This is a genomic window from Nocardiopsis sp. RV163, from assembly GCF_001029525.1.
Classification (GTDB): Bacteria; Actinomycetota; Actinomycetes; order Streptosporangiales; family Streptosporangiaceae; genus Nocardiopsis; species Nocardiopsis dassonvillei.
The window spans coordinates 1-12202 of record NZ_LEKI01000169.1 but is presented as its reverse complement, the minus strand read 5'-3'; the positions used below and the strand labels follow the sequence as shown (position 1 = coordinate 12202).

At 74.7% G+C, this 12202-nt stretch carries 9 protein-coding genes and 1 pseudogene; 3 read left to right on the top strand and 7 right to left on the bottom strand.

What is annotated here, in order from left to right; translation table 11 throughout:
- The 6 genes and pseudogenes from ABD54_RS22460 to ABD54_RS22435 form a co-directional block, all read right to left on the bottom strand.
- Positions 1-581: pseudogene (locus ABD54_RS22460) on the bottom strand (oligosaccharide flippase family protein); the annotation flags it as partial.
- Positions 551-1432 carry a sulfotransferase gene (locus ABD54_RS22455; protein WP_047871516.1) on the bottom strand — a complete coding sequence of 294 codons (882 nt, stop codon included), beginning with the start codon at positions 1430-1432 and terminating at the stop codon, positions 551-553. The gene ABD54_RS22455 and the pseudogene ABD54_RS22460, both read right to left, overlap by 31 nt.
- 144 nt (positions 1433-1576) lie before the next feature.
- Complete coding sequence (locus tag ABD54_RS22450) at positions 1577-2800, bottom strand: phosphotransferase (RefSeq protein WP_047871518.1); 1224 nt, start codon at positions 2798-2800, stop codon at positions 1577-1579.
- Positions 2797-4224 (bottom strand): ligase, encoded by a 1428-nt coding sequence (locus ABD54_RS22445; protein ID WP_047871515.1) that lies wholly within the window; start codon positions 4222-4224, stop codon positions 2797-2799. The genes ABD54_RS22450 and ABD54_RS22445 overlap by 4 nt, the downstream gene beginning before the upstream one ends.
- The gene (locus ABD54_RS22440) at positions 4224-6722 is read right to left on the bottom strand and encodes a lipopolysaccharide biosynthesis protein (RefSeq protein ID WP_047871514.1); all 2499 of its coding nucleotides are present in this window, start codon (positions 6720-6722) and stop codon (positions 4224-4226) included. The genes ABD54_RS22445 and ABD54_RS22440 overlap by 1 nt, the downstream gene beginning before the upstream one ends.
- A gap of 217 nt (positions 6723-6939) precedes the next feature.
- Positions 6940-7332, bottom strand: coding sequence for a hypothetical protein (locus tag ABD54_RS22435; protein ID WP_047871513.1), 393 nt, complete (start codon positions 7330-7332; stop codon positions 6940-6942).
- Positions 7333-7760: 428 nt separating this feature from the next.
- Here ABD54_RS22435 and purN point away from each other — a divergent pair, with 428 nt between their 5' ends.
- The 3 genes from purN to ABD54_RS22420 are packed head-to-tail and all read left to right on the top strand — an operon-like array spanning position 7761 to position 10835.
- Entirely contained in the window at positions 7761-8396 is a 636-nt protein-coding gene (purN, locus tag ABD54_RS22430; RefSeq protein ID WP_047871512.1) for a phosphoribosylglycinamide formyltransferase, read from the top strand.
- On the top strand, positions 8393-9961 hold the full coding sequence (gene purH / locus ABD54_RS22425; protein ID WP_047871511.1) for a bifunctional phosphoribosylaminoimidazolecarboxamide formyltransferase/IMP cyclohydrolase: 1569 nt from the start codon (positions 8393-8395) through the stop codon (positions 9959-9961). The genes purN and purH overlap by 4 nt, the downstream gene beginning before the upstream one ends.
- Positions 9962-9977: 16 nt before the next feature.
- A complete protein-coding gene (locus tag ABD54_RS22420) occupies positions 9978-10835 on the top strand; it encodes a bifunctional methylenetetrahydrofolate dehydrogenase/methenyltetrahydrofolate cyclohydrolase (RefSeq protein WP_047871510.1) in 858 nt (285 codons plus the stop codon).
- A gap of 135 nt (positions 10836-10970) precedes the next feature.
- On the opposite strand, the gene ABD54_RS22415 is transcribed toward ABD54_RS22420, so the two are convergent.
- Positions 10971-11576 (bottom strand): FHA domain-containing protein, encoded by a 606-nt coding sequence (locus ABD54_RS22415; protein ID WP_047871509.1) that lies wholly within the window; start codon positions 11574-11576, stop codon positions 10971-10973.
- Positions 11577-12202 lie beyond the last annotated feature (626 nt).

Sequence of the window (12202 nt, the reverse complement as noted above, 5' to 3'; positions counted from 1 at the left end):
GCCCCCGACAGCGCGACCCCCGCCACCAGGGCCAACTGCGCCAGCGGGCGGCCCACCTTGTCCACCAGCACGGTTCCGGCCATGTCGTGGTGGGCCCGCGTCGCGGCCAGGGCCGTGTCCGCCAGCACCGCGAACGGCAGGAACACCGCCAGCAGCCGCAGGTAGACCTCCGCCTCGCCGCCGCCCAGCCCCCGCGCCACGGGCCCGGCGCACACCAGCAGCAGCACCGCCAGCGCGCACGCGGCCAGCACGGCAGGGGCAGCGGCCGTCCGCAGCAGCCTGGGCACGCCCCCGGGGCCGCCGAACACGCGCATCCGGGCGATGAAGTACACCAAGCCGTCCGACGCGCCCAGGTTGGCCACCACCGCGGCGATCAGGAACACCGACGTCGCCGAGAACAGCAGCCCCGCCGCCTCCTGGGAGAACGCCCGCGTGATCGTGACGATCACCGCGAGGTTCAGCGCGGCGCCGACCACGGCCCCCGCCATGTTGACCGCTCCGCCGCGCAGGACGCGGCCCAGCCCCGCCCGCTCCCGCTCCGCCGCGGCGGTCACGCGCGCCACGAGGGGACGCGCCCCCACCAGTCCGCCAGCCGCGCGTCGCTGTCGGCGAACCGCGCCGCCAGTTCCGCGCGCAGCCCCTCGGGCATGCTCGTCCGGGCGCGCGCGTTGTGCCTGCCCGGGGCGTCGCCCTGCCCGGGCGGCAGCCCCAGGAACCGCTCCACCCCGCTCAGCGCCCGCGCCGTGCCGTCGAACAGGTCGGCGTGGTCCACCACGTGCATCCGGTCCCGTCCCAGGTGCTTCTCCATCCGCGCCAACTGGTCCGCGTAGCGGCCGCGCGCCGCGTAGCCGTGGTGCTGGTGGGAGTACGACAGGTACGCGGGATCGGCCAGCATCCGCTCCTCCTCACCGGCCAGCCGCTCCGGCTCCAGTTCCAGCGCCCGCTCGAACGGTTCGGTCTCGAAGCCGCGCGCGGTCTCGTGCGCGTGCGCCGAGTAGGCCCGCTCCACCGGGTCGCGCAGGATGACCACCACCCGCACGTCCGGCAGGTCGCGGGCGATCCGCTCGGCGGCCAGCGGGTGGAACAGGTAGTAAGGGCTGGACTCGACCACCCTCACCCGTGGCCTTCCCGGCCGGGCCCGCAGCGACGCGCGCAGGGGGAAGTACGCCCGGTACCGGTCCGGGCCGCCGCGGTAGCCGGTGTCGAAGTAGTGCACCCCCTTGCGCAGGGTGGGCCCGGTGACGCACGGGTGCAGGCACAGCGTCCTGAACAGCGACGTCGTGCCCGCGCGCTGCGCCCCGCAGACGAGGAAGTCTGGCAGGGCGCGGGCCGGCGCGGTGAGCGCGCCCAGGCCGTCGGCGAGGGGCAGGAGCGCCTTCCGGGCCGGGACGGCCGTGCGGTGGAACAGGACGGGAACGGTGCTCCGGGGCATCACGTGCTCCTTCTGTCGCAGTTTCGGTCAACCCCGGTAGCCGTCCTCGGCGCCCGGGCTCGGCGGGTCGTGTCAATCGATCGGGTGGCCCGGTTCGCCGGACCGCCCGGACCCGGAGGGACCGCCCGGGCCGGGCGGGGGCGTTCAGGTCTGGTGTGCGGCCTCGTGGGCCGCCCTCTCCTGGAGCCCCTCCAGTGCGGGCAGCAGCCAGTCGTCCACGGCCGCCAGGTGGCCGCCGCTCTCGTCCTGCCGGTCGTGCAGGTACCGGGTGGCCAGGTCGATCAAATACAGCGCCATCACCGTGGACACCGTGTGGGAGCGCACCCCGGTCTCGGACATCAGCGGGTCGCGCAGCAGCCGCGAACCGCTCTCCAGCCACCGGTGCACCCCCGGGTGGACCCCTGCCTGCACGCACTCGTTGAGGTCGTAGTGCAGGGCGTCGAAGCCCGCCGGGGCGTCCATGGCGAGGCGCTCCCAGTCCCACACGAACGCGCGCCGCGCGGTGCTGGCGATGTTCCACCTGGTCAGGTCGCCGTGCCAGGCTCCGAACGGCACGTACACGTCGGGCAGGCGGCGCAGCGCCGCGCGCAGGGGACCCACCTCGGGGCGCGTGCCCAGCGTCACGATCCGCTCCTCCAGCGACCGCCGGTAGGGGCTGTCGGACAACCTCCGGCGCCGCACCCTGGACAGTCCGACGATCTGCGTCACGCATCTCAGTAGCTGGCGCCGCGTGGGCCGGTCGGTCTGGACGCCCACCGGCAGGGCCTCCTGCACCAGCAGCGGGTGGCCGTTCCACTCTCCCTCGTGCAGCAGCCGGGGGACGGTCACGTCCGGCATGCGGGCCTCGGCAAGCTGGCGCAGGGCGCGCGTCTCGGCGAGAACCAGGCGCGAGGTCAGGTCGTTGACGGCCACCTTGGCGTAGCCGATCGTGCGTCCGCCGGGAGTGAGCAGCAGGAGCACCGGCTTGCGGTTGGCCCGGGGCGGCCCCACGTGGATGGCGACGGCCAGGTCGCGGTCCAGCGCCGCAGTGAGCGCGTGCTCGATGCCCGGACCGGCCCCCACGTACAGCCTGTCCCTCAGCAGGAGCGGGGCCAGCCCGGTGGCGAACGCCCCGGTCAGCAGCAGTGTGCGCGCCCTCTCCCGGAACGAGTGCCCCTGCGCGAAGGACGTGATGCCCCGGGTCGCCGCCGACCGGTCGTGCGCGGGCAGGATCACCCGGGGGTTATGGGCGTTGGGGACCGGAAGGTACTGGGTGCCCCGGTCGCGGCGCACCAGCCGCCGAATACCGCGGTCGCCGGGGCCGAGCAGCCCGCCGCACGGCCACAGCACCGCGGCGAGGTCGGTCAGGTAGGTCGTCTCGCTGTTCACCAAGGACCCCCGCGGGTGCGCGCGGTCCGCCGCCGGAGCACCGGTTCCCCGCTCCGCCACAGCAGGGCGACGGCGACCATGGTGACGGCCAGCGGGGACATCAGCGCGACGTAGAAGAACATGTACCAGAACAGCAGCAGCACGGTCAGCAGCGCGCCCTGCCCCTCCAGCGAGTCCGTGCGGCGGTAGCGCCACACGACGTGCGCGAAGAAGGCGAGCATGAGGCCGGTGCCCACCCAGCCCCCGGCGATCAGCGTCATCCACAGCTGTCCCGCGTTTCCGATGACGTGCTGGCCGCAGCCGGGGCACTCGGAGGTGGGGCCGATCGCGATCGACTCCGAGCTGCCCAGACTCTCGCGGGTGGTGCCCCACCCCGTGACCGGGGACAGGCGGGCGGCCTCCACGGAGGCCCCGCTGGTGGCGGCCCGGCCGTCGTCGCTGTGCGGGTTGTCGAGCCTGGCCCGTACCACGTCGGCCAGCGGCGAGGCGGCCAGCGCCAGCAGCACCGCCAGGCCCGCGACGGCGCAGGCGCCCACCAGGACCACCCGGCCGCGGCGCAGCGCCGCCAGGGCCGCGAAGGCCGCGGACAGCGCCAGTCCCGCCCACAGGGCCCGGTTGAGCGAGTGCACGGCGGGGGCCACGGCCAGCGCGGCGGCGGCCAGCCCGCCCCAGCGCACCCAGCCCGAACCCTGCGCCACCCAGCCCACCACCAGCCACACCAGTAGCAGGGAGAGCATGTAGCCCCAGACGTTGGTGTACTCCCAGGGTGCCTTCGGCCGGGCCGACTCGTACCCGAAGATGTCCATGACCTGTGCGGACGCCGGGTGGATGAGCGTCTGCACGTAGGGATCGGCGGCGAGGGCGGCGGGTAGCAGGTACTCCGCCGGGGCCGTGAACTCGAACCGGGGCGCGAGCATGCCCAGGTAGCCGCCCGCGATCGTGGTCAGGCACAGCACCGCCAGCGCGCCCACGACCGCGCGCGTGGGCAGTTCGCGCTCGGAGAGGTTGCCGACGTAGAGCACCAGGACCGTCAGCACCAGGTAGTTGACCGCGCGGAGCACGGCGCCGCCGTATCCGCCGCTGTCCGGCACGGTCCCGGGCATCTCCAGGTGGACCAGGCACAGACCCAGCACCGTCCACAGCAGGAACAGCGCCCACAGCCAGAACCCCGGGGGAACCCGGAGCCCCGCGGCGCGGTGCCGGCGCACCAGTTCGGCGGCCATCGGGACCGCGAACAGCCAGTACGCGAACTGCCCCAGGCCCAGCGCCCACCACAGCGGGTACCCGGCCAGCAGCCAGAGCAGCGGCCGACCGGTGCCGACGCGGGTCCCGCCCACGGGGAGCGGGCCCCCGAGGCCCCCGACGACGGGGGCCGCCGCCCCGGCGGTCGGCCAGGGGGCGCGTGCGGACGTGCTCCAGGCCATCAGTTCCGGGTCCCCGGTGCGGTGCCGGGGGTGATGTCCGGTGCGGTGCCCGGGGAGGCGGCGTCCCCGGCGGCTCCGGTCGGCCGGGGGGCCTCGGTTCCCTCCGCCCCCTCGGTCGCGAAGGCCACGAGGGCCTCTGTTGCCTCGGCGCCGCTGACTGTCGCCTCTGGTCCGTGGGGCTCGCGCGACTCGGCGGTCCGGGCCAGTCCGAACGCCGCCTCCGCCTCCGAGGCCGAGCCCGGGGCCGCGGTGTCGGCCTCGGTCCGGCCGGTCCCGGTGGCCTCGGGCGTCACCGGGATCTGGCTGGCGCCGTCGCCGCCCAGCACGCGGGGGACCTCCAAAGGCGCGGGTATCCCGCCGTCGCGGCGAGCAGCCGCGTCCTGCGCGGTGCCGTCGCCGCACCCGTCCGCCTCCGCGAACCGCTCGGCCGTGCCGACCCCGGCCACCCCGGAGCGCTCCTCGGCGGGGCCGACGCCACCGGCGCGCTCGCCACCGTCCGCGCCCGCGGAGTCCGCGTCCTCCGCCGGGCCCTCCACGGCCTTCCCGTGTCCCGCCGCGGCCTCAGCCCGCCGGGGGCCGGGCACCCCGGGGGCCCCGTCGGCGTCCTCGGGCTCCGGGGGTCGTGCCGTCCCGCCGCCTACCCGCGTCCCCGCGTCCCCGGCGGGGGGCAGGTCGCTGACGATGCCGGTCAGCGCGATCCCCGTACCGGCGCGGCCCCTCGCGGGCCCGGCCGGTTCCCCGGCCGGCTCGTGCGACCCGACCGCTCCGTCCCTTCCGGACGTGCGGCCGGGCCCGGCGGCCTCCTTCCCGGCGACCTGCTCGGCGGTGGGCGGCGACGCCACCGGCGCGGGCCCGGCCAGCGGCTGGCGCGGCAGGACGGCCGTGCCCGGAACGGGCACCCCGAACCGGTCGGCGAGGAGGAGCAGCTCCCGCAGCCCGGCCCGGCGCGTGCGGTCCAGTTCGACCACCGGCAGCATCAGGTCGGCCGAACCGGCCAGCGCGTGCGCGTCGGCGCGCTCGCTCACCGGCGCCACCGCCACCACCACGTACTCGGCCCCCGCCCGCAGCAGCCGCACCAGTTCCGGCATCGCGGTGCCCTGCACCGGCGCGTCCAGACCCGGCGCCCCGTAGCGCAGGACCCGCAGCCGGGGCACCGCGTCGGGCCGCACCTCCAGGTCGGCGGGGTCCTCACCCTCCAGCAGCGCCTCGGCCAGCCCGGGGCCCTCCGGCAGTCCCAGCAGCTCTCCGATCGTGTCGGTGCGGGGGTCGGTGCACACCAGTAGCGTCTCCGAGCCCGTGCGGGCCAGGGAAGCGGCCAGGTTGACCGCGGCCGCCGCCCCGGCGCGGCCCGGGGTGGTCGCGGTGACGAGCAGCACGCGGCCGAGGACCGCCTCCTCCTCACCGAGGAGTCCGGCCAGCCCGTCCTCCTTGCGGTCGCCCCCCGCGTCCGCGGCCGTTCCGGCGCGGTCGGACACTCCCGCCCCGGCTCCCCCCGAGGGCCGGTCGGCCGCCGAGGGAACGGGGACCGCAGCGAGGCGGGCGCGCACCAGGTGCGCGAACTCGTTGACCCGCTGCCCGCACCGGTCGCCGTCCGTCAGCAGCCCGGGGGAGCGCTGGCCGCGCCCGACCCGCTCGGACAGGTCGAGCAGCACCGGCACGGCCCCGATCCGCCCGGTCTCCCCGGCGTCGCGCAGTCCAGGGTCGAGGCGGTCGCGCACCACGGCCGCCAGCAGCCCCGCCAGCAGGCCGAGCGCACCGCCGCCGGTCAGCCACAGGGCGGGCACCGGGCTGCTCGCGCGCTCGGGGAGCCCCGCCGGGGTGATGACGCCGCCGGGCTCGACCGCCTCCGCCAGGGCGCTGAGCGGGCTGATGCGGTTGCCCAGTTCGGTGATCTCCGCGCGCAGGGCCTCCACCCGCGCGTCCGCGCCGGGGCCGGCGGGCCCCGCGGCGGCCTCGGCGAGGGCCTCGTAGCGGGCCTCCTGCTCACCCCGCAGTGCCTCCAGGTGGCTCTCGATCAGCTCGTCGATCCGCTCGCGGCGCAGTTCGAGGTAGGCGTCGGCGTAGGCCTGCGCGCCCGCCCGCGCGGCCTCCGGGCTCTCGGCGGAGTAGCTGATCTCCAGGACGCTGCTGTTGGGGGGAACGCTCACGTCCACCCGCTCGCGCAGGTCCGTCACCGAGGGCGCTGCGCCGCCCTCCTCGGCCAGGGCCCCGGCCACGGCGGACGACACGCGTTCCGACACCAGGACCTGCGCCTCGGTGTCGAGGTTGACGTCCCCGGCCAGGCGGCCCGAGCGCTCCCCGGTGAACTCGGCCATCCCGCTGGGCTGGACCTGGACGGCGGAGACGGAGGTGTAGGCGGCGGGGAGCCCGACCGCCGCGGCGGAGGCCAGGGCCAGCCCGCCGAGCACCCCGGCGCCGACGAACCGCCAGCGGCGGCGCAGCAGTGCCGTGTACTCCCTCAGTTCCGGTCCGGACGGGCCGGGGGCGTCGGTGTCCATCGAGTCCTCTCCGCGCAAGGGTAGTCAGCACTTTTAGTGATTGATTGCATACTTAGTGTAATCCCTTGGGGGATCTTCGCGGCGTGGGCGAGCGGCCGTTTCCCGACCCGGGTAGTGGCCGGAACCGGAGAGCGCGTCACAACCAGGGAAGACTCCCGGGCGCGCGAAGGGGGCGGCAGGGCACCCCCGCCGCCCCCCCCGGGACGCCTCGACCGACCTAGTTGACGACCACCGTGGGCGGAAGACCGGTGGAGGACTCCCACGCCTCGTCGCACTCGTTCTGGCTGGAGACCGTCTGCGCCAGGGCCGAGCAGTCCCGGTACCGCGCCATCTGCTCCTGGTACACCACGGCCACCGCGAACAGCGACAGCGACATCACGATCCCGAGCACGCCCACGACCACGCTCATCACAGCGCCTGGTGCCTCGGTGCGGTTCGCCCGCGCGGCCCGCCTCGCACGGAAGCCCTGCACGACACCGAACACTGACAGCACGACCCCGTAGGGCGGCAGCAGCAGGCCGGCCGCCCCGAAGAACAGGCCCCACAGGCCGCCGCGTTCGGCTCTGGGCGGCTGCCCCTCGTTCCGGGGCTCCGGGCTGTTGTCGGTCAAGGTTCACTCCTTATGCGCGCCCCGCTCGGGGCGCCGTGGTCGCCTCCGCCGCGCGGAGGTACCCGTCGTCCATGGTCACGCCGGTCCGCGGGCCGCCGAGACCCCCGTCACAGGTCGGTCAACACCCACTCCCCGTGGGTAGACGCTACCTGGACCGATAGGGTGGGAACGCGGGCGGGCCCAGCGGGCGCGCCCGTCACCCGCCCGTCACCCGCCGCCACCCCCAACGGACGCCTCCGGCCCGCGGGGGAGCGCCCGGCGGAGGACGATCGGGTCACCCGCACACCACGCCTCCGGCTCCGGCGCGCGCCGGCCCCGGACCGGCGTACGCGAGATCCGGATGCTGCGCCGTCCCCCGGCGCCCCCGGAAGGCCGGAGGCGGCTCTCGCACCGTTCTCTACACAATGGGAGAAGCATTGTCCGCGCGAGTGGTGGTCCTCATATCGGGCACGGGCAGCAATATGGCCGCCCTGCTGGAGGCGGCCAGGGACCCGGCCTACGGGGCGACCGTCGTCGCCGTCGGCTCCGACCGCGAGGGGACCCGCGGCGTCGAACTGGCCGAGGAGGCCGGAGTGCCCGCGTTCGTCGTCCCCTTCCGCGACTACTCCGACCGCTCGCGGTGGAACGCCGCCATGGCCGAACGCATCAGCGAACACCACCCCGACCTGGTGGTCTCCGCGGGCTTCATGCGCATCCTCGGCCCCGCCGTGATCGGCAGCCACCCCGCGGTCAACATCCACCCCGCGCTGCTGCCCTCCTTCCCCGGCGCGCACGCCGTGCGTGACGCGCTCGCCCACGGTGTCCGCGTCACCGGCACCACCATCCACTTCCTCGACGAGGGCGTCGACTCCGGTCCGATCATCGACCAGGTCGCGGTTCCCGTCGAGGACGGCGATGACGAAGCCAGCCTCCACGAGCGCATCAAGACCGTGGAGCGGGCGATGCTGGTCGACACGGTCGGCAGGCTCGCCCGCGAGGGCTGGACCATCGACGGCAGGCACGTGCGGTTCGGCCGCACCGAGCAGCGCGTCACCGACGCGACCGACACGAAGGAGAACCGGTGACCCAGCAGGCCATCAGGCGTGCGTTGATCAGCGTCTACGACAAGACCGGTCTGGAGGAGCTGGGCATCGGCCTGGCCGAGGCCGGGGTGGAGATCGTCTCCACCGGCTCCACCGCCGCGCGGCTGCGCGCCGCCGACATCCCCGTCACCCCCGTGGAGGACGTCACCGGCTTCCCCGAGATCATGGAGGGCCGCGTCAAGACGCTGCACCCCTCCGTGCACGCCGGGCTGCTGGCCGACCAGAACAACCCCGAGCACGTCGCCAGGATCAAGGAGCTGGGCATCGCCCCCTTCGACCTGGTCGTGGTCAACCTCTACCCCTTCCGGGACACCGTCGCCTCCGGTGCCTCAGAGGCGGACTGCATCGAGAAGATCGACATCGGCGGCCCCGCCATGGTGCGCGCCTCGGCCAAGAACCACGGCAGCGTCGCGATCGTGGTCGACCCGGGCGGCTACGACGCCGCACTGGAGGCCGTTCGCGACGGCGGCTTCACCCCGGAGCAGCGCAAGCGCCTGGCCGGGCTCGCCTTCCAGCACACCGCCGCCTACGACGCGGCCGTCGCCGACTGGTTCGCGGCCGACTACGCCCCCGACGCCGAGGCCGCCGAGTCGGGCTGGCCCGGTTTCCTGGCCACCGTCCACAACCGCAGGGAGGTCCTGCGCTACGGCGAGAACCCCCACCAGAAGGCGGCGCTCTACACCGTCGCTGGCGCGCCGGAGACCGGCCTGGCCGGAGCCGAGCAGCTGCACGGCAAGGCGATGTCCTACAACAACTACGTGGACGCCGACGCCGCGCTGCGCGCCGCACACGACTTCGACCAGCCGTGCGTTGCCATCATCAAGCACGCCAACCCGTGCGGGATCGCCGTCGGCGCCGACAACGCCGAGGCCCACCGCAAGGCGCACGCCTGCGACCCGGTGTCGGCCTTCGGCGGCGTCATCGCCACCAACCGACCCGTCGGCGAGGAGCTGGCCGGGCAGATCGCGGAGATCTTCACCGAGGTCGTCGTCGCCCCCGCCTTCGAGCCCGCGGCCGTGGAGATCCTCAGTCGCAAGAAGAACATCCGCCTGCTCGTGGCGCGGGGCTCCGCTCCCGGCGCGGGCGTGGAGCACCGCCAGATCAGCGGCGGCCTGCTGGTGCAGTCGCGCGACGCCATCGACGCCCCGGGCGACGACCCCTCCACCTGGACCCTGGCCACCGGCGAGCCCGCCGACGGGGCCGCCCTGGCCGACCTGGCCTTCGCCTGGAAGGCCGTGCGCGCGGTCAAGTCCAACGCCATCCTCCTGGCCTCCGGCGGCGCCACCGTGGGCGTGGGCATGGGCCAGGTCAACCGCGTGGACTCCGCCCGCCTGGCGGTCACGCGCGCGGGCGGGAGGGTGACCGGTTCCGTCGCGGCCAGCGACGCCTTCTTCCCCTTCCCCGACGGCCTGGAGATCCTCACCGGTGCGGGGGTGCGCGCCGTCGTGCAGCCCGGCGGCTCGGTCCGCGACGAGGAGGTCGTGGCCGCGGCCGAGGCGGCCGGCGTGACCATGTACCTCACGGGGACCCGGCACTTCTTCCACTGAGCGAGGAGACAAACGCATGAGCGCGATCGTCCTGGACGGCAAGGCCGTCGCCAAGTCCATCCGCGAGGAGCTCGCCGAGCGAGTGGCGAAGCTGCACGACCGCGGCGTCGCCCCCGGCCTGGGCACGGTCCTGGTCGGCGACGACCCGGGCAGCCACTCCTACGTGCGCGGCAAGCACCGCGACTGCGCCCAGGTGGGCATCGCCAGCATCCGCCGCGACCTGCCCGCCGACGCGACCCAGGAGCAGGTGGAGCAGGCCGTCCGCGAACTCAACGCGGACCCGGCCTGCACCGGCTACATCGTGCAGCTCCCGCTGCCCAGGGGCCTGGACGAGAACCGAGTGCTGGGCCTGATCGACCCGGTCAAGGACGCGGACGGCCTCCAGCCCTCCAACCTAGGCAAACTGGTGCTGATGCAGGAGGCGCCGCTGCCGTGCACCCCGCGCGGCATCGTGGAGCTGCTCACCCGCTACGAGGTGCCGCTCAAGGGCGCCGAGGTGGTCGTGGTCGGGCGCGGCGTGACCGTGGGCCGCCCCCTCGGCCTGCTGTTGACCCGCCGGTCGGAGAACGCCACCGTCACCCTGTGCCACACCGGCACCCGGGACCTGGCCGAGCACACGCGCCGCGCGGACATCATCGTCGCCGGTGCCGGAGTGCCCGGGCTCATCACCAAGGACATGGTGAAGCCGGGCGCGGCCGTGCTGGACGTGGGCGTCTCGCGCACCGAGTCGGGCCTGGTCGGCGACGTCGTCCCCGACGTGGCCGAGGTGGCCGGGCACCTGTCGCCCAACCCCGGCGGCGTTGGCCCGATGACCCGGGCGATGCTGCTGGTGAACGTGGTGGAGGCCGCCGAACGGCAGGCCGCCGCCCTCTAGGCACACCCCTTCCGGGCCCCGTCCGGGGCGGGGCCCGGCTCCGGCGTCACACACGGGCCGATTGCGATCACAATGAGTGACCGCTTCCGGTCCGGCCATGCGCACGGCACCCCTCCGGTGGGGCCGGGGGAGCGCTCAACTGGCCTTGCGGGCCGAGCCGCCCATCGGCATCGGCCGCACCAGGCCCAGCGCCACGACCTCGTTGGCCAGCCGCGTCCTGCGGTTCTGCCCCTCGGGGATGCGGAACTTCTGGTACAGCCGCAACAGGTGCTGTTTGACCGCCGCCTCGGTGACCACCAGCGCCTCGGCGATGTCCCGGGCGGTGGCCGGGGCCACGAAGGCCTCCTCCGACAGCGCGGGCTGGCACAGCGCGGTCAGCACGTCCAGCTCCCGGCGGGTGAGCTCGGGGGCGGCGCCGCGCCGCAGCTCGATGTCGGGGCTGATCTGCTCCTTGGGGAGTCCGCCGACCCGGCAGCGCGCGGTCCCGAAGCTCACCACGTCGCCCTCCTCCAGCACCCGGCGGGCGATGGGGCGGCCGTTCACCCGGGTCCCGTTGCGCGACAGGCCCAGGTCCACCACGTAGACGTAGGGGCCGCGGCGGACCAGTTCGGCGTGCAGTCGCGAGACGCTCGGATCGTTCAGCCGGATGTCGGCGCCCTCCCCGCGGCCGACCGTGGTGACCTCACCGGCGAGCTGGCGTATGTCCCCGCTCTCTTCGACACGGAGGTAGGGCCCGTCCACGGTGATTCCTCCCGGAGTGGGGTGGCGCTGCCGGTGGGGGTGCGGGCGACGGTGGTGGAGGGGAGGCTGTCGTGGGGTGACGGTTCGGTCTACGCGTGGAGTGGGCTTCATGGGGGTGGTCCTCGCTCACCGGTGCACTCATCTCCAGCTTGGTTACCCGGGCGGTAAGCGTTCTACGCGCTTACTCCGGAGTTAGACGGATAAGGCGTGCAAATACGGCTCTGTGGCCGAACCGGAAGCGGGAAACGGTCATGGGCGTTCGGGGTCCGAACCGGGCCGTTTCCGTGAGCCCTGAGGAGTCGACGGTCCGGATCAATACAATGGGCGCAGTCTCTCCCGGACGGGAAGCCTCGCTTCCCGCGCGGCGCCGCCGAGACCCTCATGGACGCGAGTCTCCGGAGCGGTGTTCGGTTTTCGGACAACCAGTCCTCGACGGATGGCCGGTACGTGCCAGTTCCCGGGAGAAGACCGTGAACGAGCCGCGAGGCGGCCAAGCACATTCGTAACCGAACGGGTCGGGACGCGGTGGACAAGGCGGGGCAGGCGGATTTGGCGGACGCGGACGAGGGCGCTCCCGGTGCGAGGGCACCCGGCGGGGCGGCCCGCGGCGGGCGGGAACCCGGGGG